The 20213-nt window shown below is 66.0% G+C and carries 19 protein-coding genes; 6 read left to right on the top strand and 13 right to left on the bottom strand.

Going from position 1 to position 20213, the window contains the following annotated elements; translation table 11 throughout:
• Nucleotides 1-104 precede the first annotated feature (104 nt).
• The 4 genes from glmM to rlmE form a co-directional block, all read right to left on the bottom strand.
• On the bottom strand, nt 105-1460 hold the full coding sequence (glmM, locus tag AZSP09_RS01460) for a phosphoglucosamine mutase (protein ID WP_152088950.1): 1356 nt from the start codon (nt 1458-1460) through the stop codon (nt 105-107).
• Between the two features lie 24 nt (nt 1461-1484).
• Nucleotides 1485-2309, bottom strand: coding sequence for a dihydropteroate synthase (gene folP / locus AZSP09_RS01455; RefSeq protein WP_152088949.1), 825 nt, complete (start codon nt 2307-2309; stop codon nt 1485-1487).
• A 79-nt stretch (nt 2310-2388) separates the two neighbouring features.
• On the bottom strand, nt 2389-4272 hold the full coding sequence (gene ftsH, locus AZSP09_RS01450; protein WP_014238073.1) for an ATP-dependent zinc metalloprotease FtsH: 1884 nt from the start codon (nt 4270-4272) through the stop codon (nt 2389-2391).
• A gap of 91 nt (nt 4273-4363) precedes the next feature.
• A complete protein-coding gene (rlmE, locus tag AZSP09_RS01445; protein ID WP_014238074.1) occupies nt 4364-4996 on the bottom strand; it encodes a 23S rRNA (uridine(2552)-2'-O)-methyltransferase RlmE in 633 nt (210 codons plus the stop codon).
• Nucleotides 4997-5031: 35 nt separating this feature from the next.
• On the opposite strand from rlmE, the gene yhbY reads away from it, so the two are divergent.
• A complete protein-coding gene (gene yhbY, locus AZSP09_RS01440) occupies nt 5032-5388 on the top strand; it encodes a ribosome assembly RNA-binding protein YhbY (RefSeq protein ID WP_152088948.1) in 357 nt (118 codons plus the stop codon).
• Nucleotides 5389-5404: 16 nt separating this feature from the next.
• On the opposite strand, the gene AZSP09_RS01435 is transcribed toward yhbY, so the two are convergent.
• The 6 genes from AZSP09_RS01435 to AZSP09_RS01410 form a co-directional block, all read right to left on the bottom strand.
• Nucleotides 5405-5896 carry a DUF4149 domain-containing protein gene (locus tag AZSP09_RS01435; RefSeq protein ID WP_014238076.1) on the bottom strand — a complete coding sequence of 164 codons (492 nt, stop codon included), beginning with the start codon at nt 5894-5896 and terminating at the stop codon, nt 5405-5407.
• 96 nt (nt 5897-5992) lie between these two features.
• Entirely contained in the window at nt 5993-6469 is a 477-nt protein-coding gene (gene greA / locus AZSP09_RS01430; protein WP_014238077.1) for a transcription elongation factor GreA, read from the bottom strand.
• A gap of 69 nt (nt 6470-6538) precedes the next feature.
• Nucleotides 6539-9745, bottom strand: coding sequence for a carbamoyl-phosphate synthase large subunit (gene carB / locus AZSP09_RS01425; protein ID WP_014238078.1), 3207 nt, complete (start codon nt 9743-9745; stop codon nt 6539-6541).
• Between the two features lie 3 nt (nt 9746-9748).
• Nucleotides 9749-10897, bottom strand: a complete 1149-nt coding sequence (gene carA / locus AZSP09_RS01420; protein ID WP_014238079.1) for a glutamine-hydrolyzing carbamoyl-phosphate synthase small subunit — start codon at nt 10895-10897, stop codon at nt 9749-9751.
• A gap of 247 nt (nt 10898-11144) precedes the next feature.
• Nucleotides 11145-11951 (bottom strand): 4-hydroxy-tetrahydrodipicolinate reductase, encoded by an 807-nt coding sequence (dapB, locus tag AZSP09_RS01415; protein ID WP_130458765.1) that lies wholly within the window; start codon nt 11949-11951, stop codon nt 11145-11147.
• Nucleotides 11952-11954: 3 nt separating this feature from the next.
• Nucleotides 11955-12485: an outer membrane protein assembly factor BamE gene (locus AZSP09_RS01410; RefSeq protein ID WP_130459285.1), complete on the bottom strand. Its 531-nt coding sequence runs from the start codon at nt 12483-12485 to the stop codon at nt 11955-11957.
• 94 nt (nt 12486-12579) lie between these two features.
• Here AZSP09_RS01410 and fur point away from each other — a divergent pair, with 94 nt between their 5' ends.
• The 3 genes from fur to AZSP09_RS01395 are packed head-to-tail and all read left to right on the top strand — an operon-like array spanning nt 12580 to nt 14579.
• Nucleotides 12580-13050: a ferric iron uptake transcriptional regulator gene (fur, locus tag AZSP09_RS01405; RefSeq protein WP_130458766.1), complete on the top strand. Its 471-nt coding sequence runs from the start codon at nt 12580-12582 to the stop codon at nt 13048-13050.
• A gap of 52 nt (nt 13051-13102) precedes the next feature.
• Nucleotides 13103-13669 carry a TMEM165/GDT1 family protein gene (locus tag AZSP09_RS01400; RefSeq protein WP_152088947.1) on the top strand — a complete coding sequence of 189 codons (567 nt, stop codon included), beginning with the start codon at nt 13103-13105 and terminating at the stop codon, nt 13667-13669.
• A 58-nt stretch (nt 13670-13727) separates the two neighbouring features.
• Nucleotides 13728-14579 carry a substrate-binding periplasmic protein gene (locus AZSP09_RS01395; protein WP_152088946.1) on the top strand — a complete coding sequence of 284 codons (852 nt, stop codon included), beginning with the start codon at nt 13728-13730 and terminating at the stop codon, nt 14577-14579.
• Here the strand turns inward: AZSP09_RS01395 and AZSP09_RS01390 are convergent.
• The 3 genes from AZSP09_RS01390 to AZSP09_RS01380 form a co-directional block, all read right to left on the bottom strand.
• Nucleotides 14510-15298, bottom strand: a complete 789-nt coding sequence (locus AZSP09_RS01390) for a putative metalloprotease CJM1_0395 family protein (RefSeq protein ID WP_152088945.1) — start codon at nt 15296-15298, stop codon at nt 14510-14512. The two genes, AZSP09_RS01395 and AZSP09_RS01390, sit on opposite strands and share 70 nt — an antisense overlap.
• Before the next feature lie 97 nt (nt 15299-15395).
• Nucleotides 15396-17051: a DNA repair protein RecN gene (recN, locus tag AZSP09_RS01385; RefSeq protein ID WP_152088944.1), complete on the bottom strand. Its 1656-nt coding sequence runs from the start codon at nt 17049-17051 to the stop codon at nt 15396-15398.
• A gap of 3 nt (nt 17052-17054) precedes the next feature.
• Nucleotides 17055-17933, bottom strand: coding sequence for an NAD kinase (locus AZSP09_RS01380; protein WP_014238087.1), 879 nt, complete (start codon nt 17931-17933; stop codon nt 17055-17057).
• Between the two features lie 128 nt (nt 17934-18061).
• Here AZSP09_RS01380 and hrcA point away from each other — a divergent pair, with 128 nt between their 5' ends.
• Both hrcA and hemH read left to right on the top strand, forming a co-directional pair.
• Nucleotides 18062-19090: a heat-inducible transcriptional repressor HrcA gene (gene hrcA, locus AZSP09_RS01375; RefSeq protein ID WP_152088943.1), complete on the top strand. Its 1029-nt coding sequence runs from the start codon at nt 18062-18064 to the stop codon at nt 19088-19090.
• Nucleotides 19090-20193: a ferrochelatase gene (hemH, locus tag AZSP09_RS01370; protein WP_152088942.1), complete on the top strand. Its 1104-nt coding sequence runs from the start codon at nt 19090-19092 to the stop codon at nt 20191-20193. Before hrcA ends, hemH begins: the two co-directional genes overlap by 1 nt.
• Nucleotides 20194-20213 lie beyond the last annotated feature (20 nt).

Below are 20213 nucleotides of genomic sequence, written 5' to 3'. Positions count from 1 at the left end.
GCCAGCCAAGATCAAGTAAAGACGGGCATCTTCGCCATGCCATTGCCAGGATGCCCGCCCTTCCTGCCTCCCCGGGATAGCCCCGGGAAGAATACCGCCCTGCCTTATTCGCCGACGGCCTGGCGCACGGCACCGGCCAGGTTCTCCGCCAGACGGGCGATCAGCTCGCCGTCCCGGCCCTCCACCATCACCCGCAACAGGGGTTCGGTGCCGGAAGCGCGCAGCAGCACCCTGCCCCGCCCGTCCAGCTCCGCCTCCACCGCCCGCTGGGCCGCGGCAATGGCCGGGCTGTCCTGCCAGGGGAAGCCCTTGGGCATGGGCACGTTGATCAGTTTCTGCGGATACAGCACCAGGTCGCCGAGCAGGGCCTTGAGGCTACCGCCCTGCTGGCGCAGGGCCGCCAGCACCTGCAGCGCCGCGATGATGCCGTCGCCGGTGGTGTGCCGGTCGAGGCAGAGGATGTGGCCGGAATTCTCGCCGCCGTAGAGCCAGCCGTTCTGCACCAGCTTTTCCAGCACGTAGCGGTCGCCCACGGCAGCCCGGGCGAAGGGAATGTCCAGGGCCTTGAGGGCATCTTCCAGGGCCAGGTTGGTCATCAGGGTGCCGGCGACGCCGGCCACCGGGCCCAGGGCCTGGCGGCCGCGGACGATGGCGTAGAGCAGCTGGTCGCCGTCGTAGACGTTGCCCCCCCCGTCCACCATCACCAGCCGGTCGCCGTCGCCGTCCAGGGCGATGCCCAGATCGGCCCGTTGGCCCAGCACCGCTTCCTTGAGGGCCTTGGGCGCCGTGGCGCCGACGGCGGCGTTGATGTTGAGGCCGTCCGGACGGTTGCCGATGGCCACCACGTCCGCCCCCAGCTCGTGGAAGACGTCCGGCGCGATGTGGTAGGCGGCACCATGGGCGCAGTCCACCACGATCTTCAGGCCGCGCAGGTCCAGATCGTTGGGGAAGGTGCTCTTGCAGAATTCGATGTAGCGGCCCCGGGCGTCGTCGATGCGCCGGGCCTTGCCCAGGCGGTCCGAGGACACGCAGCCCATGGGCGCTTCCACGCCGGCCTCGATGGCATGTTCTACCGCATCCGGCAGCTTGGTGCCCTGGGCCGAGAAGAACTTGATGCCGTTATCGTAGAAGGGGTTGTGGGAGGCGGAGATGACGATGCCGGCCTGCAGCCGCAGGGCCCGGGTCAGGTAGGCCACCGCCGGGGTCGGCATGGGCCCCACCAGGCAGACATCGACGCCGGCGGCGGAAAAACCGGCCTCCAGGGCTGCTTCCAGCATGTAGCCGGAAATCCTGGTGTCCTTGCCGATCAGCACCGCCGGACGCTCGCCGGCGGGCAGCCCGTCCTGGGCCACCAGCACCTGGCCGGCGCTGTAACCCAGGCGCATGGCGAAATCCGGCGTGATCGGCGCTTCGCCGACGCGGCCCCGCACACCATCGGTACCGAAATATTTTCTGCTCATGGTTGTCCTCGTAACTTTCAGTGTTCAGGCGGCCACGGCCTGCCAGACGGTCAGGGCGTCCCGGGTGGCGGCCACGTCATGCACCCGCAGGATGCGGGCACCGCGCTGGGCAGCCAGGAGATGGGCCGTCACGCTGGCCGCCACCCGGTCTGCCACGGGCTTGCCGGTGAGGGCGCCCAGCATGGTCTTGCGCGACATGCCGGCGAGGACGGGCAGGCCGTCCACCGTGGTTTCCGGCAGGTGGCGCAACAGGGCCAGGTTGTGTTCCAGGGTCTTGCCAAAGCCGAAGCCCGGGTCCAGCACCAGGCGCTCGTCGGCGATGCCGGCGGCCCGGGCAGCGACAACCCGCCGGGCCAGGAAATCCCGCACCTCCGCCACCACATCGCCGTAGCTGGGCTGCTGCTGCATGGTGCGGGGTTCGCCCTGCATGTGCATGAGGCAGAGGCCGCAATCGCTGTCGGCCACGGCCTCCAGGGCACCGGGATAGCTCAGGGCGGCGATGTCGTTGATCATGTCGGCGCCGGCCGCCAGCACGGCCCGCATCACTTCCGGCTTGTAGGTATCCACCGAGAGGGGCACGCCGCAATCCTTGAGGGCCGCCAGCACCGGCAGCAGCCGCTCCAGTTCTTCCTCCGCGGTGGCCGGGATGGCGCCGGGACGGGTCGATTCGGCCCCCAGGTCCAGCATGTCGGCACCGGCCGCAATCTGGGCCCGGGCGTGGGCCACGGCCCGTTCTGCATCGGTGGCCAGGCCGTCGCCGGAAAAGGAGTCGGGGGTGAGATTGACGATCCCCATGATCAGGGGCCGTTCCAGGGAAAGGGTGAATTTCCCGCAGCGCAAAAGGGACATGTGAACAGCAGACAAAAGAAAAGGCCGGAAGGATGATCCTCCCGGCCCCGTATTGTAACGCCTGGCAACCAGGCCGTGATCAGGCCGTGGCGGCAGCGCTGGGCGCAGCGCCCGGGGAATTGCTGTCGGCGGACGACTTGGGCGGCGTCTGGGGCGCCTTGGGCGGGCGCGGTTCCTTGCCTTCCATGATGTCGTTGATCTGGTCCGCGTCGATGGTTTCCCACTCCAGCAGGGCGGCGGTCATGGCCTCCACCTTGTCCCGGTTGTCTTCCAGCAGCTTGCGGGCAAGGCCGTACTGCTGGTCGATGATGCGGCGGATTTCCTTGTCCACCAGCTGCATGGTGGCTTCGGAAACGTTCTTGTGGGTGGTGACGGAACGGCCGAGGAACACTTCGCCTTCATTCTCGCCATAGACCATGGGGCCCAGGGCGTCGGTCATGCCGTAGCGGGTGACCATGTCCCGGGCCATCTGGGTGGCCCGCTCGAAGTCGTTGGAAGCGCCGGTGGTCATCTGGTTCATGAACACCTCTTCGGCGATGCGGCCGCCGAAGAGAATGGCGATGCGGTTCATCAGATATTCCCGGTCGTAGGCGTAACGGTCTTCCACCGGCAGCTGCATGGTGACACCGAGGGCCCGGCCCCGGGGAATGATGGTGACCTTGTGCACCGGGTCGGCCTTGGGCAGCAGCTTGGCGACAACGGCATGGCCGGACTCGTGGTAGGCCGTGTTGCGCTTTTCTTCCTCGCTCATGACCATGCTGCGGCGCTCGGCGCCCATCATGATCTTGTCCTTGGCCTTCTCGAAGTCCTCCATGTCCACCAGGCGCTTGTTGCTGCGGGCGGCAAAGAGGGCGGCTTCGTTCACCAGGTTGGCCAGGTCGGCACCGGAGAAACCAGGGGTGCCGCGGGCCACGATGTCGGCACGCACGTCACCGGCCACCGGCACCTTGCGCATGTGCACCTTGAGGATTTCCTCCCGGCCGCGGATGTCGGGCAGGGGCACCACCACCTGGCGGTCGAAACGGCCCGGACGCAGCAGGGCGGGGTCGAGCACGTCGGGACGGTTGGTGGCGGCGATGACGATGATGCCGGTATGGCCCTCGAAACCGTCCATTTCCACCAGCAGCTGGTTCAGGGTCTGTTCCCGCTCGTCGTTGCCACCGCCCAGGCCGGCGCCGCGCTGGCGGCCGACGGCGTCGATTTCGTCGATGAAGATGATGCAGGGGGCGTGCTTCTTGGCGTTCTCGAACATGTCGCGGACCCGGGCCGCGCCCACGCCGACGAACATTTCCACGAAATCAGAGCCGGAGATGGAGAAGAACGGCACCTTGGCCTCGCCGGCGATGGCCTTGGCCAGCAGGGTCTTACCCGTCCCCGGGTTGCCCACCATCAGCACGCCCTTGGGAATGCGGCCGCCCAGCTTCTGGAACTTGGAGGGGTCCCGCAGGAAATCCACCAGCTCGGACACTTCTTCCTTGGCCTCGTCGCAGCCAGCCACGTCGGCAAAGGTGACGGTGTTGTTGGATTCGTCCAGCATGCGGGCCTTGGACTTGCCGAAGGAAAAGGCACCGCCCTTGCCGCCGCCCTGCATCTGGCGCATGAAGAAGACCCAGACGCCGATGAGGAGCAGCATGGGGAACCAGCTGACGAAGATGCTCATCAGCATGGAGGGTTCTTCATCCGGCTTGGCCTCGATCTTGACGCCGTACTTGAGCAGGTCGGAAACCAGCCAGATGTCGCCCGGCGAATAGGAAGTGACGCGCTTGCCTTCCGTCGTGGTGGCCTTGAGGGTGCGGCCTTCCATCACCACCTTGTTGATACGACCAGCTTTCACCTCGTCGATGAACTGGGAGTATTCCATGGAGTTCTGGGCAACCTGACGGTTGTTGAACTGATTGAACACCGTCATCAGGACCAGGCCAATCACCAGCCAGATGGCCAGGTTTTTAAACATGTTGTTCAAGTGTGCTCCTCTCGCCGCTCAACGGCGGCTAAACCTCGAATGCCACGAATGGTCCATTCTAAACCGAAAGCCGGTCTGACAGCAGGCGGGGCTATACGGACCCACCATGTTTGAGACGCCGGCCGAGCAGATAGAGTTCCGGACTGCGATCCCGGGACGACTTGGGCTTGCGTGTCGCCACCACCTCGAAGGTCTCCCGCATGGCCGCCAGGAACTCGTTGAAACCGCTGCCCTGGAAGACCTTGACGAGGAATGCGCCATCCGGCTTGAGGTGCTCCCGGGCGAATTCCAGGGCCAGTTCGCACAGATAGATGGAGCGCGCCTGATCGGAAACGTTCACTCCCGATATATTGGGGGCCATATCCGAAAGTACAAGCCCCACCTGGCGCCCCGCCAGGCGCGACTCGAACTCCCGCAGCACCGATTCCTCGCGGAAATCCCCCTGCATGAAGTCCACCCCGGCGATACCCTGCATTTCCAGAAGGTCGATAGCGAACACCTTGCCGCCCTCCCCCACCCGCTGCACGGCCACCTGGCACCAGCCGCCGGGGGCCGCCCCCAGGTCCACCACCACCTCGCCGGGCTTGAGGAGTTTGTCCTTGTCGTCGATCTCGAGCAGCTTGAAGGAGGCGCGGGAACGCCAGCCCTCGGCCTTGGCCCGATGGACAAAATGATCATTGACGTGTTCTTGCAGCCACGCCTTGCTGGTCTTGGAACGTGCCATCCAGTAGAATCCGCGTTTTGAATCAGGTGCTTCCTATGCTTTCCCTCAATGCCGACCAGCGCCGCGCTCTGCGAGCTCGTGCCCATTCCCTCGACCCCGTCGTCAGCATCAGCCAGAACGGCCTCTCTGAAGGGGTGATGAAGGAGATCGACGCCTCCCTGAAGAGCCATGAGCTCATCAAGGTCCGGGTGTACAACGACAACCGGGAAGAACGGGAACAGTTCCTCCAGGAAATCTGCCAGCAACTCGACGCTGCCCCGGTGCAGCACATCGGCAAACTGCTGGTACTGTGGCGCCCCACTCTGGACGCCGCCGGCAAGCCGGTCAAGGCCACCCCCCAGCGCCGTCCCCGCTCCGCCCCCCGCCGCACCAAGCGCAGCTTCCAGGCCTGAACAGGCACGCCGGTGGTCAGGCCACAGCAGGCCGCCGGCTCTCCACCCCCCCCAGCATCACCAGAATCAGCCCCGCTAGGCTCTGCAGCAGGTAGAGGGCGCTGGACAAGGCATGCCAGAAGGCGAACTCCGGCCCCAGGGACGCCACGTCCGGCGGCAAAGGAGGCAATTGGGCCTTGATGCCGGCAATCACCGGTTGCAGCCAGAACAGCTGGGCCGCCGCCAGCAGCCACAACACCGACAGCAACAGCAGACGCAGCCGCCGCTCGCGGCCGGCCACCTGGGTGCGACGCACATAAGCCAGGAGCAGGATGCCGGCCACCATGCCGATCCAGCCGACGATGAAGAACAGCTTGCCCGCCACTTCCCCGGCCACCAGCCTGGGCAGGCTGGCAAACAGCGCCGGCGCGGCCAGGTAACCCACCGCCCACAGGGCACCGACCCAGAGGACCAGCAGTCCGCGGCAGAGCGCCGTGGCCAGGCGGGACAGGACGGCAGGCTTGGTCATCTTTGGTTCAAGACAAAAACCAAGGCCCTGCCACCCCTGCCAGGACAGCGGCAGATCGGTTGAACAGGGCCCGGGACATGATGGGTTACGCCGGACTTATTCGTAACGCACGTCGAGGATTTCATACTCCCGCAGGCCGCCCGGAGCCTGCACCTGGGCGATATCGCCGGCATACTTGCCGATCAGGGCGCGGGCCAGGGGGGAGTTGAAGGAAATCTTGCTTTCCTTGATGTCCGCCTCATCCTCGCCCACGATCTGGTAGGTCACCTGGGCACCGGAATCCTGGTCCTCCAGATCGACGGTGGCGCCGAAAACGCAGCGTCCGTCCGCATCCAGGGCCTGGGGATCGATGATCTGGGAATGGGAAAGCTTGCCTTCCACTTCCTGGATCCGGCCCTCGATGAAGCCCTGGCGCTCCTTGGCGGCATCGTACTCGGCATTTTCCGAGAGGTCGCCGTGGGAACGGGCTTCGGCAATGGCGGCAATGACATTGGGCCGATCCACCGTCTTCAGGCGGTGCAGTTCGGCGCGAAGTTTCTCGGCGCCCTTAACGGTCAGAGGAATCTTGCTCATAGCGCGTCTATCAAAGCAAAACCGCCGGCGCCCCGATGGGGCGTTCCCGGCGGCGAGGGTTAGGATTGATCAGGAAATCTGGGCGTGCAGCGCCTGGATGGGATAAACCACCAGTTCGCCACCCTGGCGGATACCGGCGGCAGCAGCCTCGGCACCCCAGATGGTGGTGTACATGGTGACCCGGGCGGCCAGTCCGGAAGTCCGGATGGAGCGGGAATCGTTGATGGCCTGGCGCTTCTCGTCCACCGTGTTGATGATCAGGGCAATCTCGTTGTTCTTGATCATGTCCACGATGTGGGGACGGCCTTCGGTCACCTTGTTCACCACGGTCACCGGAATGCCGGCCGCTTCCATGGCGGCACCGGTACCCCGGGTCGCCAGGATGGTGAAGCCGGCAGCGTGCAGGTCACGGGCCACATCCACGGCCTTGGTCTTGTCCGAATCCTTGACGGAGAGGAACACCTTGCCGCCGGTGGGCAGCTTCACGCCGGCCGCCAGCTGGCTCTTGACGAAGGCTTCGGCGAAGGTGGTGCCCACGCCCATGACTTCGCCGGTGGACTTCATTTCCGGTCCCAGAATGGTATCGACGCCGGGGAACTTGACGAAGGGGAACACCGCTTCCTTGACGGAGAAGTAAGGCGGAATCACTTCCTTGGTGATGCCCTGGCTCTTCAGGCTCTGGCCGGCCATGCAGCGGGCGGCGATCTTGGCCAGCTGCAGGCCCGTGGCCTTGGAAACGAAGGGCACGGTGCGGGAGGCGCGGGGATTCACTTCCAGCACATACACGGTGTCGTTCTGGATGGCGAACTGCACGTTCATCAGGCCGCAGACGTTGAGGGCCTTGGCCATCAGCTTGGTCTGGCGACGCAGCTCGTCGGTCACTTCCTTGGTCAGGGAGTAAGGCGGCAGGGAACAGGCGGAGTCGCCGGAGTGCACGCCGGCCTGTTCGATATGTTCCATGACGCCGCCGATGATGACTTCGTCACCGTCGGACAGGGCATCCACGTCCACTTCGCAGGCGTCGTTCAAGAAGCGGTCCAGCAGCACCGGAGAGTCGTTGGAGACCTTCACCGCCTCGCGCATGTAGCGCTCCAGGTCGGACTGCTGATGCACGATTTCCATGGCCCGGCCGCCCAGCACGTAGGAGGGGCGGACCACCAGGGGATAACCGATTTCCTGGGCCAGGGCCAGGGCGTCGGCTTCGTTGCGGGCGGTGCGGTTGGGCGGCTGCTTCAGGCCCAGCTCGTGCAGCAGCTTCTGGAAGCGTTCCCGGTCTTCGGCCGCGTCGATCATGTCGGGGCTGGTGCCGATGATGGGCACGCCGTTGGCCTCCAGGTCCCGCGCCAGCTTCAGCGGGGTCTGGCCGCCGTACTGGACGATGACGCCGACGGGCTTCTCCACATTGACCACTTCCAGCACGTCTTCCAGGGTCAGGGGCTCGAAGTACAGACGGTCGGAGGTGTCGTAGTCGGTGGACACGGTCTCCGGGTTGCAGTTGACCATGATGGTCTCGTAGCCGTCTTCGCGCATGGCCATGGCGGCATGCACGCAGCAGTAGTCGAACTCGATGCCCTGGCCGATGCGGTTCGGACCGCCGCCCAGGACCATGATCTTTTTCTTGTCGCTGGGCTGGGCCTCGCACTCGTCCTCGTAGGTGGAGTACATGTAGGCCGTGTTGGTGGCGAATTCGGCGGCGCAGGTATCGACGCGCTTGAACACCGGACGCACGTTGAGGGCGTGGCGACGCTCCCGCACGGCGGTCTGGGTGGTGGCCAGCAGCTTGGCCAGGCGCTTGTCGGAGAAGCCGCACTTCTTCAGCACCAGCAGTTCTTCCCGGGACAGGGAATCGACGCTGCGGCCGGCCAGGGACTTGGCCTTCAGGTGCAGGTCCTCGATCTGGGCCAGGAACCAGGGGTCGATGTGGGTCAGGCGGTGGATCTCGTCCAGGGTCATGCCGATGCGGAAGGCATCGCCTACGTACCAGATGCGCTCGGGGCCGGGTTCGGCCAGTTCGGTCTCGATCACTTCCCGGTCGGTGGTCTTCTCGTCGAAGCCGTCCACACCCACTTCCAGGCCGCGCAGGGCCTTCTGCAGGGATTCCTGCAGGGTGCGGCCGATGGCCATGACCTCGCCCACGGACTTCATCTGGGTGGTCAGGTGGAAATCGGCGGTGGGGAACTTCTCGAAGGCGAAACGGGGCACCTTGGTGACCACGTAGTCGATGGAGGGCTCGAAGGAGGCCGGGGTCTTGCCGCCGGTGATCTCGTTGGCCAGCTCGTCCAGGGTGTAGCCGACAGCCAGTTTGGCCGCCACCTTGGCGATGGGGAAGCCGGTGGCCTTGGAGGCCAGGGCGGAGGAGCGGGACACCCGGGGGTTCATCTCGATGACGATCATGCGACCGTCCTTCGGGCTGATGGCGAACTGCACGTTGGAGCCGCCCGTATCAACGCCGATCTCGCGCAGCACCGCGATGGAGGCGTTGCGCATGATCTGGTATTCCTTGTCCGTCAGGGTCTGGGCCGGGGCCACGGTGATGGAGTCACCGGTATGCACACCCATGGGGTCCAGGTTCTCGATGGAACAGATGATGATGCAGTTGTCCTTGCTGTCGCGGACCACTTCCATCTCATACTCTTTCCAGCCGATGAGGGACTCTTCGATGAGCAGTTCCTTGGTCGGCGAGGCTTCCAGGCCCCGTTCGCAGATGGTGACGAACTCTTCCTTGTTGTAGGCGATGCCGCCGCCGGAACCGCCCAGGGTGAAGGAGGGACGGATGATGGCCGGGAAGCCGATCATGGCCTGCACCTGCAGGGCCTCTTCCATGGAGTGGGCCACGGCGGAACGGGCGGAGCCCAGACCGATCTTGGTCATGGCGGCCTTGAACTTTTCCCGGTCCTCGGCCTTGTCGATGGCTTCCTCGGAAGCGCCGATCAGCTCGACGCCGAACTTCTCCAGCACGCCGTGCTTGGCCAGATCCAGAGCGCAGTTCAGCGCAGTCTGGCCGCCCATGGTGGGCAGCAGGGCGTCGGGACGCTCCTTTTCGATGATCTTTTCCACCACCTTCCAGGAGATGGGCTCGATGTAGGTCACATCGGCCGTTTCCGGGTCGGTCATGATGGTGGCGGGGTTGGAGTTCACCAGGATGACCCGGTAACCCTCGGCCTTCAGGGCCTTGCAGGCCTGGGCGCCGGAATAGTCGAACTCGCAGGCCTGACCGATGATGATCGGGCCGGCGCCGATGATGAGAATGCTCTTAATGTCTGTGCGCTTGGGCATGAGTTACTTTCCCTCGGCCTTTTTGTCTTGCATCAGCTTGATGAAACGGTCGAACAGATAGGCCACATCGTGGGGGCCCGGGCTCGCCTCGGGGTGGCCCTGGAAGGAGAAGGCCGGCACGTCGGTGCGGGCGATGCCTTGCAGGGAGCCGTCGAACAGGGACACGTGGGTCGCCCGCACATTGGCCGGCAGGGTGTCCGCATCCACGGCAAAGCCGTGGTTCTGGCTGGTGATCAGCACCTGGTTGGTGTCCAGATCCTTGACCGGATGGTTGGCACCGTGGTGGCCGAACTTCATCTTCAGGGTCTTGGCGCCGGAAGCCAGGGCCAGCAGCTGGTGGCCCAGGCAGATGCCGTAGGTGGGCACGCCGGCCGCCAGGATTTCACGGATGGCGGTGATGGCGTAGTCACAGGGCTCGGGATCGCCGGGGCCGTTGGAGAGGAAGACGCCATCCGGCTTGTACTTCAGCACCTCGGCCGCAGGAGTCTGGGCCGGCACCACGGTGACGTCGCAGCCGCGGGCAGCCAGCATGCGCAGGATGTTGGTCTTGACGCCGTAATCGTATGCCACCACCTTGAACTTGGCGGCGGGGGCGGCGGCGTAACCCTTCAGGGTCCACTCGCCTTCGCTGAACTGGTAGGGGGAATCGACGCTGACCACCTTGGCCAAGTCCATGCCGGCCAGACCCGGGAAAGCGCGGGCTTCGGCCAAGGCCTTGGCTTCGTCGGCCACGCCGGCGATGATGCAGCCGGCCTGGGCGCCCTTTTCGCGCAGGATGCGGGTCAGCTTGCGGGTGTCGATGCCGGCGATGGCAACGACGCCATGCTGCTTCAGATAGTCGGGCAGGGTCTGCTCGATACGCCAGTTGGAAGCGCGGATCGGCAGGTCGCGGATGACCAGGCCGGCGGCGAAGTTGGCGCGGGACTCGAAGTCCTCCGCATTGCAGCCGGTGTTGCCGATGTGGGGATAGGTGAGGGTGACAATCTGACGGCAGTAGGACGGGTCGGTCAGGATTTCCTGGTAACCGGTCATGGCCGTGTTGAACACCACTTCACCGCTGGTGGTGCCCTCGGCACCGATGGCGTAACCGCGGAACACGGTGCCGTCGGCCAGGGCAAGCAGGGCGGGCGAAAAGGCAGGAAGCAGGGACACAAAAGACTCCGGGCGGCGAATTCGTGGTACTCGTGACGCGCTGTCGGACCCCGGACAGCCCTGCCGCCACACAGGCAGGACCGGTTTCACCGGGGTACATACGCAAAGCGGGATGGGCTCAGCGCCCTCCCGCTTTCACGAATTGATTTTTTAACCGCACTATTATAGCCGACTGCCCCCTTTTGGGGCAATCGCGGCGCAGCACGTCACGGCCCGGAGCGGCTTCGCGGCCACCCCCGGAGGAGGCTCAGCGCAGGCCCAGCACGTCCTGCATGTCGAACAGGCCGTTCTTCTTGCCCGCCAGGAAGCGGGCCGCCCGCAGGCTGCCCAGGGCGTAAGGCATGCGGCTGCCGGCCTTGTGGGCGATCTCCACCCGTTCGCCGGTGCCGCAGAACATCACGTTGTGGTCGCCGACGATGTCGCCGCCGCGCACGGTGGCAAAGCCGATGGTGGAGGGGTCCCGTTCGCCGGTGACGCCTTCGCGGCCGTAGATGGCGCATTCCTTCAGGTCCCGGCCCAGGGCATGGGCCACCACTTCGCCCATGCGCAGGGCGGTGCCGGAAGGGGCGTCGATCTTGTGCTTGTGGTGGGCCTCGACGATCTCGATGTCGTAGCCCTGATTGAGGATACGGGCCGCCACATCCAGCAGCTTGAACACCAGATTCACGCCCACCGCCATGTTGGGGGCGAAGACGACCGGGATATCCTGGGCGGCGTCGCGGATGGCGGCCTTGCCGGCCTCGTCGAAGCCGGTGGTGCCGATGATCATGGCCACGCCCAGCTTGCGGCACAGGGCCAAGTGCTCCAGGGTGCCTTCGGGGCGGGTGAAGTCGATCAGGCAGTCGGCCTGTTTCAGGGCGGTCTCGGCGCTATCCAGCACCTGGACGCCACAGGGCTGGCCCACCAGGTCGCCCGCGTCCTTGCCCACAGCGGGGCTGCCCGGGCGGTCAAAGGCGGCGCCCAGCACCACTTCGCCATCCTTCAGGGTAGCTTCGATCAACATCCGGCCCATACGGCCGGAAGCCCCGGCCACGGCAATACGCAACTTGCTCATGAATTACAGTCCAACCTTATCCAGCATTCGTCCAAAGAAGCCCCGCTCGCTGTCGGGCGGCGGCGCCTGCACACTTCCGTCCTCGGGAATGGACCCAAGGTCGATCACCTGCTGCCGGGTCGGCGGCACCACGTCACCGCCGGCCTCGCCGGCCTGGGCCGCCACCACGTCGCCGCCGACGCGGGCCAACTTGCCGTCAGCAAAGAAAACGGAGAACTTGCGGGTCTCGGTTTCCCCTGTCTTGCCCTTTTCCAGCCGATAGACGTAATCCCAGCGTTCACCGTGGAAAATGTCCATCAACATGGGCGTCCCCAGGATGTAGCGCACCTGGTCCTTGCTCAGCCCGGGGCGCAGTTGGGCCACCATATCCTGGGTCAGGACATTGCCCTGCTGCACATCGATTTTGTATTCGGTGACGATACGGGGAACGGAGCATCCGGCGAGCAAGGTCGAGGAAACGACCAGGGCCGAAAGGAAAATCCGGGAACTATGGCGGAAATGGCCATCAAAGGCAGGGATATGGAAGCGACTCATGCGGCAAAACGCTGGATTCCAGCGGTGTCCAAGCAAAGTGAATCGGTATATCATAGCCCAAAAAATCAGACCAACCTATCAAATAGGGTGCGACATGAGCAATTCCCAGAGCCTGAAGAGCATCGGTCTCAAGGCCACCTTTCCCCGACTCAAGATTCTGGACCTGTTCGAAAAGAGCAACGTCCGCCACCTCTCCGCCGAAGACGTCTATAAGCTCCTCATCGCCGAAGGCATGGACATCGGCCTGGCCACGGTTTACCGGGTCCTGACCCAGTTCGAGCAGGCCGGCATCCTGGAACGCCACTTTTTCGAATCCGGCCGTGCCGTCTTCGAAATGAACGAGGGCAAGCATCACGACCACCTGGTCTGCGTCAATTGCGGCCGGGTGGAAGAGTTCTACGACCCCGAGATCGAGCGGCGCCAGAACAAGATCGCCAAGGAACGGGGCTTCGCCATCCAGGAGCACGCCCTCTACCTCTACGCCGAGTGCCTCAAGGAAAACTGTCCCCACCGCAACTCCCCGGACGCCCACGTGGACAAGCACCACCTGCCCCACGACGCCTGACCCTCCCATTCCTTTGCCATGACGCCGGGGCTTGCCCCGGCTTTTATTTTGTATGGACGCCCTCCTCACCTCCACCCTGCTGGTCGCCCTGGCTGAAATCGGCGACAAGACCCAACTTCTCTCCTTCGTCCTGGCGGCACGCCTGCGCCGGCCCTGGGCTATCATCGCCGGGATCTTCGTCGCCACCGTGGCCAACCATGCCCTGGCCGGTTCCGTCGGAGCCTGGGCCGCCTCCCTGCTGAGCCCGGAAATCCTGCGCTGGTCGGTGGGCATCCTGTTCATCGCCTTCGGCCTGTGGACCCTGAAGCCGGACACCCTGGACGACGACGAGACCCCCAAGACCCTGGCCCGCGGCGCCTTCATCACGGCCCTGATCGCCTTCTTCCTGGCGGAGATGGGGGACAAGACCCAGTTCGCCACGGTGGCCCTGGCCGCCCGCTTCGATTCCCTGGCCGCCGTGGTCCTGGGCACCACCCTGGGCATGATGATCGCCAACGTGCCGGCCGTGCTGATCGGCGAAAAGCTGGCCCATCGCCTGCCTCTGGACTGGATCCGCCGCCTCGCCGCCCTGGTCTTCGTCCTGACCGGCGGCGCCACCCTGCTGAGCACCGGCGCTTGACCCCCTGGGAGGGGCGGGGTATAACTTTTGTTCTACATCGTTACGCCTATGCGCCTCCATGGGGTTTTCCCGTCGATCCCTGTCCCGCCATGCGCTGGCCCTGTTCTGCCTGGGCCTGTCGGCTCTCGCCCATAGCGGCGACACGGCCACGGCCGGCCTGCGGGTGGGCCTCATGCACAGCGAACCCTGGGCCTACTACAGCCGGGACGGCGGCGGCGAACGCAAGAGCCAGCTCAGCGGCGTGTTCGTGGACATCAGCCGGGAACTGGCCAGGGAAACCGGCCTCAGCCTGGAACTGAACACCCTGCCCTATGGCCGGGTCGGCAAGGAGCTGCAGAGCGGCGACTGCGACCTGACCTATCTGATCCGCTCCGACGACCGGGATGCCTACGTCGAGTACGCGGGCTATCTCTTCAGCTTCCACACCCTGGTGCTGGCCCGCCCCGGCAGCACCCTGCGCAGCTATGACGACCTGCAGGGCCTGCGCATCGGCCTGGTCAAGGACATCCGCCTCAACCCCCGTTTCGACGGCGACGCCGGTTTGAACAAGGTGGAAGTGCGGGACTACGAAACCCTGGTGGACATGTTCCTCAGCGGCCGCCTGGACGCCATCGCCGGCAACAGCATCTCCCTGCACCACCTGCTGCAGAAGCGGGGCTACCCGAGCCAGCCCTGGCCGCGCCTGATGCTGCAGAAGACCGAGGTGTGGGCCCAGATGTCGAAGAAATCCCCCCAGCTCGGCCACCTGCCCCGCATCCGCAGCGCGGTGGAAAAACTGCGCAGCGAAGGCTTCTTCGAGAATGCCGTGCAGCGCTACCGCCCCGCGGCGGAATCCGCGCCTCAGGCGAAGAGATCGACGCGGGAGCGGAAAATAGCCGTTTCCCTGACGCCCACGCTCTCCAGCCGATAGGCCGCCTCTCCCCTGGCCCCACCGCCAGAAGCCGCACCAGACGGAACTGCCGCGGCAGCCTCGGCCGCAACCGGCGTCGACGCTTGCTCTCCAGACACACCTCCGGTGGAACCGCTTCCCTCCTGGGCCGCAGTCGCCTCGCTTGACTCTTGCTTCGCCTGCTCGGCCCGGGCGCTGCTCTCCAGCCTGGCGGCACCTGCCGCCACGCGCCGGTCCTGGGGCGAAGGATCGGCCGGCGCCATGGCGGCGGCACGGATCTGCTGGGCCTTGGCCAGACTTTCCTCCGGCGTGCGGCCCGGCGACACATCGATGGAAACCTCTCCCGCCACCGCATACATGCGGCCGTCCGGCCCCTTGTCGTAGGTATAGCTGGCACCGCCCTGGACCAGGGCGCCGCCGGCAGCGATGTGGGCCTGCTCGTGGGCGCGCACCTTGCGGTCCGTCTCCTTCAGCTTTTCCACCTGCCGCTGCTCGTCCTCCGACAGCTCGCTCTTCCCGGCAGCAGCGGCGAAGGGGTTCTTGCCCAGGGACTGGCCGTAGCCCCCGTTCCACTCGGCACCTGAAGCCGCCGCACTACCACTGCCCGACGAAGATGCTCCGCTGCCGCTCTCGGCCGCCTTGGCGCCGCCGGCCGCCGGCCGCTGCACGGGTGCAGCAACGCCTCCCGTGGCGACAGGATAGACACTGGCAATGCCGGAAGCTGAGAGGGAGCCGATCATGGCAGACACTCAAGGCTGCAGCGGGGCGACAGCCCTGTTTGCGGGAAAGTAGATTACCTCACCATAGCCCAGGCCCAGGGCCGGGGCCAAGTCGGGCTCAGCCCTGACCGAGCAGTTCCTTGGCGTGCTGCCGGGTGGTGGCGGTGATTTCCACGCCGCCCAGCATGCGGGCGATTTCCTCCACCCGACCCGCTGCGTCCAGAGGCGTAACCCGGCTCTTGATGGCGGCGCCCTCCTTGGACTTGGCCACCTGCCACTGCCAGTCGGCCCGGGCCGCCACCTGGGGCAGGTGGGTGACGCACAGCACCTGGCGCTCCCGGCCCAGGCGGTGCAGCAGGCGCCCCACCACCTCGGCGACGCCGCCGCCGATGCCCACGTCCACCTCGTCGAAAATCAGGGTGGGGACGCTGGCCTGGCGGCTGGTGACCACCTGGATGGCCAGGCTGATGCGGGACAGTTCGCCGCCGGAGGCCACCTTGGCCAGGGAGCGGGCCTCGCTGCCGGCCAGGCCCCCGATGCGGAATTCGATGTTTTCCAAGCCGTGGGCATTGCCACCGGCCACGGGCACCAGAGCGATTTCGAAACGGCCGCCGCCCAGGGCCAGTTCCTGCATGCCCTGGCTGACCTCGTCGCCCAGGGCCTTGGCCGCCTTGGCCCGGGCCTTGGAGAGCTTGGCCGCATCCTTGTCGTATTGCTGGCGAGCCGCATCCACCCTGGCCTGCAGGGCTGCCAGGTCGCCCGCCTCGCCCAGTTCGGCGAGACGCTGCTGCCAGCGGGACAACAGTTCCGGCAGTTCCTCCGGCAGGGCGCGGAACTTGCGCGCACAACCCATGACGGCCTCCAGGCGACGTTCCACCTCAGCCAGGCGGGCCGGGTCCAGATCCACCCGGTCGGCGTAGCGGCGCAGGGCGCTGACGGCTTCGGCCAGTTCGGCTTCGGCCGACTGCACCAGCTGGGCCACTTCGCTCAGGGCCGGATCGTATTCGGCCAGGCCGTCGAGACGGGAGGCCACGGCACGCACCTGGGCTTCGCAGGCCCCCTCGCCTTCGGCCAGCAGGCCCAGGGAAAACTGGGCCCCTTCCAGCAGGGAGGCGGCATGGGCCAGGCGCTTGTGTTCCTGGTTGAGGCTTTCCCACTCGTCGGCGGAGAAGGCCAGGGTCTCCAGTTCCCGCACCTGCCATTCCAGCTGTTCCCGCTCCCGGGCCAGGGCTTCGCCGCCTTCGGCCGCCGCGTCCAGGGAATCCCGGGCGTCGCGCCAGGTGCGCCAGGCTTCGCCGACACTGCGGGCCAGGTCAGCATGGCCGGCATGGGCGTCCAGCAGCTGGCGCTGGGCCTCGCCCCGCAGCAGGGACTGGTGGGCGTGCTGGCCGTGGATGTCCACCAGCCATTCGGCGGCCTGCCGCAGTTGCTGCAGGGTGGCGGCAGAGCCGTTGATGTAGGCCCGGGAACGGCCGCCCGCATCCAGGATGCGACGCAGCAGCAGGTCATCGTCAGCGGCGAAGTCGTTCTCCGCCAGCCAGGACTTCAGTTCGGCCAGGGCACGGATGTCGAACTCGGCCCCCACTTCGGTCTTCTCGGCCCCGGCCCGCAGCAGGCCGCTGTCGGCGCGCTCGCCGAGGACGAAGGCCAGGGCGTCCACCAGGATGGACTTGCCGGCGCCGGTCTCGCCGGTGAGGGCGCCGAAGCCGCCCTGGAAATCCAGCTCCAGCCGGTCCACCAGGACGAAATCACGAATGTTCAGACGTTGCAGCATGGTTCAGGGCCCCTTGGGACGTTTGCTCCAGTGGAGCTTCTGACGCAGCATGGCGAAGTAGCTGTAGCCGGGCGGGTGCAGGAAACAGACGTTGTAGGCGGAGCGGCGCATGCGCACGCAGTCGTCGGGACGGATGTCGAAGGCCACCTGGCCGTCGAAGTGCACCCGGGCATCGGCGGACTGGATCACCCGCAACTCGATCTCGCAGCGGTCCGACACCGTGATCGGCCGGTTGGTCAGGGAATGGGGACAGAGGGGCACCAGGGCGATGCCGCCCAGGGTCGGGTGCAGGATGGGGCCGTTGGCCGAGAGGGCGTAGGCGGTGGAGCCGGTGGGAGTGGAGATGATGAGGCCGTCGGCCCGCAGGTTGTAGATGAACTCGCCGTCGATGAACAGCTCGAATTCGATCATGCGGCCGATGGCGCCCTTGTCCATCACCACGTCGTTGAGGGCCTGGTTGGCGCAGACTTCCTTGCCGTCCCGGATCACCTCGGCGTCCAGGATCAGGCGCTCCTCCGGCACGAAGCGGCCGTCCAGCAGGTCTTCCATGCAGGACAGCATGTCGCAGCGGGCAATGTCGGTCATGAAGCCCAGGCGACCCTGGTTCACGCCCACCAGGGGCACCTTGTAGCGGGCCAGGTGGCGGGCGGCGTTGAGCATGGTGCCGTCGCCGCCGAGGACGATGGCCAGGTCGGCATGGGCGCCGATGAACTGGAAATCGCCGGTCATCCAGCGGCTTTCCCCCACATTGGCGGCCGTATCGGCCTCCACCAGCACCGAGACGCCCCGCTCGCTCAGATACTGGCCGAGGGAACGCAGGGATTCGGCAATTTCCGGGCTGTGGTATTTGCCAATCAGGGCAATGGTGCGGGGAAGTGCCATGGGACGCGAAGGGGAATGGTGACCGGAGCCTTTCATGGCCCGCATTAAACCACAAAACCCCCCGCCCCCGGCGGCACGGCACGGATGCAACTCCTGGCGGCCCCGGCGATTTTCGGTAAAATCGATTCATGCTCGACAACCGCGCCCGCATCCTGCTCAAGACCCTGGTCGAACGGTACATCGCCGAAGGCCAACCGGTGGGCTCCCGCGCCCTCTCCCGCTTCTCCGGGCTGGACCTGTCGCCGGCCACCATCCGCAACGTCATGGCGGATCTGGAGGAGCAGGGTTTCATCGCCAGCCCCCACACCTCCGCCGGCCGCATTCCCACGCCCCGGGGCTACCGCCTGTTCGTGGACAGCCTGCTGGCGGTGCAGCCCCTGCAGGAAAACCAGATCCACGAGATGGAAGGGCAGCTGATCCAGACCCAGCCCCAGCAGCTGATCGGCAACGCCTCCCACCTGCTCTCGGAACTGACCCAGTTTGCCGGCATCGTCGTGACGCCGCGGCGCAAGACGCCGACCATCCGCCAGATCGAATTCCTCGGCCTCTCGGAAAAACGCATCCTGCTCATCATCGTCACCACCGACGGCGACGTACAGAACCGCATCCTGCTCACCGAACGGCCCTACTCGCCGTCGGAGCTGACGACGGCGGCCAATTACCTGAACCACAATTACGCCGGCCTGGACTTCGACCAGATCCGCCAGCGCCTCACCGGCGAAATCCAGCAGTTGCAGGACGACCTGAAGATCCTCATGGCCTCGGCCCTGGAGGCCGGCAACCAGGCCTTGAACGACAGCGCCAGCCAGTACATCATCTCCGGCGAGAAGAACCTGCTGGAAGTGGAGGAACTGTCCTCCAACATGAAGCGGCTGCGGGAACTGTTCGACCTCTTCGAACAGAAGACCGGCCTGGTGCGCCTGCTCGACATCTCCAACAACGCCGACGGTGTGCAGATCTACATCGGCGGCGAATCGGGCCTGGCGCCCCTGGACGAATGCAGCGTCGTCACCGCCCCCTACGAGGTGAATGGCCAGGTGGTGGGCTCCGTCGGCGTCATCGGCCCCACCCGCATGGCCTACGAGCGGGTCATCCCCATCGTGGACATCACCGCCAAGCTGCTCTCCTCCGCCCTTACCTACCAGGCCAATACCTGATGCCCTTTTTCCGTCCGGAACCCGAATTCAAGCACGGCACAGCCCCCCAGACCGGGGTTCTGCTGATCAACCTGGGCACCCCCGACGCCCCCACGGCGCCGGCCCTGCGCCGTTATCTCAAAGAATTCCTCTCCGACCCCCGGGTGGTGGAGATTCCCCGCCTCATCTGGTGGCCCATCCTCAACGGCATCATCCTCAACACCCGCCCCGCCAAGTCGGCCGCCAAGTACGCCTCGGTCTGGCTGCCTGAAGGCTCGCCCCTGCGGGTGCACACGGAACGCCAGGCCAAGCTGCTCAAGGGCGTCCTGGGCCAGGCCGACCACCGTCTGGTGGTGGATTACGCCATGCGCTACGGCCAGCCTTCCGTGGCCGATGCCCTGGAGCGGCTGAAGCAGCAGAACTGCACCCGCATCCTGCTGCTGCCCCTCTATCCCCAGTACGCCGGCAGCACCTCGGCCACCGCCCTGGATGCGGCCTACGCCTGGCTGCAGCAGAGCCGCAACCAGCCGGAAATCCGCGCCGTGCGCAATTTCCACGACCATCCCGGCTACATCGCCGCCTTGGCCGCCAGCGTGCGCCAGTACTGGGCGGAGAACGGCCAGCCCGGCCCTTCCTACCGTCTCATGCTGAGCTTCCACGGCGTCCCCAAACGCACCCTGGAACTGGGGGACCCCTACCACTGCGAATGCCTGAAGACCGGCCGCCTGCTCAGCGAAGCCCTGGGCCTGCCCAAGGAGCAGGTGGAAATCTGCTTCCAGTCCCGCTTCGGCAAGGCCGAATGGCTGCAGCCCTACACCGCCCCCACCCTGCACCGGCTGGCCAAGGAAGGGGTGGAACGGGTGGACGTCATCTGCCCCGGCTTCACCTCCGACTGCCTGGAAACCCTGGAGGAGATCGCCATGGAAGGCAAGGCCGATTTCCTCGCTGCCGGCGGCAAGACCTACGGCTACATCCCCTGCCTCAACGAGCGGCCGGACTGGATCGAGGCCCTCGCCGACATCGTCACGACGCACCTTTCAGGCTGGCCCACCCGGGAAGCCCCGGACCAGGCGGCCCTGGAGCAAAGCGCCCTGCGGGCCCAGGCCCGGGGCGCCTCCCGCTGACCCCCTCTTGAAGACCGGGG

Source organism: Azospira sp. I09 (assembly GCF_009177135.1).
GTDB classification, from domain to species: domain Bacteria; phylum Pseudomonadota; class Gammaproteobacteria; order Burkholderiales; family Rhodocyclaceae; genus Azospira; species Azospira oryzae.
This window is presented reverse-complemented; position numbering and strand designations above follow the sequence as displayed.

Excerpts from the sequence above, each read along its gene's own strand:
- greA (WP_014238077.1), bottom strand. The coding sequence starts at position 6,469 with ATGAGCAAGATTCCTCTGACCGTTAAGGGCGCCGAGAAACTTCGCGCC.
- hemH (WP_152088942.1), top strand. The coding sequence starts at position 19,090 with ATGCCCTTTTTCCGTCCGGAACCCGAATTCAAGCACGGCACAGCCCCC.
- yhbY (WP_152088948.1), top strand. The coding sequence starts at position 5,032 with ATGCTTTCCCTCAATGCCGACCAGCGCCGCGCTCTGCGAGCTCGTGCC.
- glmM (WP_152088950.1), bottom strand. The coding sequence starts at position 1,460 with ATGAGCAGAAAATATTTCGGTACCGATGGTGTGCGGGGCCGCGTCGGC.
- folP (WP_152088949.1), bottom strand. The coding sequence starts at position 2,309 with ATGTCCCTTTTGCGCTGCGGGAAATTCACCCTTTCCCTGGAACGGCCC.
- AZSP09_RS01390 (WP_152088945.1), bottom strand. The coding sequence starts at position 15,298 with ATGATCGGCTCCCTCTCAGCTTCCGGCATTGCCAGTGTCTATCCTGTC.
- AZSP09_RS01380 (WP_014238087.1), bottom strand. The coding sequence starts at position 17,933 with ATGGCACTTCCCCGCACCATTGCCCTGATTGGCAAATACCACAGCCCG.
- rlmE (WP_014238074.1), bottom strand. The coding sequence starts at position 4,996 with ATGGCACGTTCCAAGACCAGCAAGGCGTGGCTGCAAGAACACGTCAAT.
- dapB (WP_130458765.1), bottom strand. The coding sequence starts at position 11,951 with ATGAGCAAGTTGCGTATTGCCGTGGCCGGGGCTTCCGGCCGTATGGGC.
- fur (WP_130458766.1), top strand. The coding sequence starts at position 12,580 with ATGAGCAATTCCCAGAGCCTGAAGAGCATCGGTCTCAAGGCCACCTTT.
- hrcA (WP_152088943.1), top strand. The coding sequence starts at position 18,062 with ATGCTCGACAACCGCGCCCGCATCCTGCTCAAGACCCTGGTCGAACGG.
- AZSP09_RS01400 (WP_152088947.1), top strand. The coding sequence starts at position 13,103 with ATGGACGCCCTCCTCACCTCCACCCTGCTGGTCGCCCTGGCTGAAATC.
- AZSP09_RS01435 (WP_014238076.1), bottom strand. The coding sequence starts at position 5,896 with ATGACCAAGCCTGCCGTCCTGTCCCGCCTGGCCACGGCGCTCTGCCGC.
- AZSP09_RS01395 (WP_152088946.1), top strand. The coding sequence starts at position 13,728 with ATGGGGTTTTCCCGTCGATCCCTGTCCCGCCATGCGCTGGCCCTGTTC.
- AZSP09_RS01410 (WP_130459285.1), bottom strand. The coding sequence starts at position 12,485 with ATGAGTCGCTTCCATATCCCTGCCTTTGATGGCCATTTCCGCCATAGT.
- recN (WP_152088944.1), bottom strand. The coding sequence starts at position 17,051 with ATGCTGCAACGTCTGAACATTCGTGATTTCGTCCTGGTGGACCGGCTG.
- carB (WP_014238078.1), bottom strand. The coding sequence starts at position 9,745 with ATGCCCAAGCGCACAGACATTAAGAGCATTCTCATCATCGGCGCCGGC.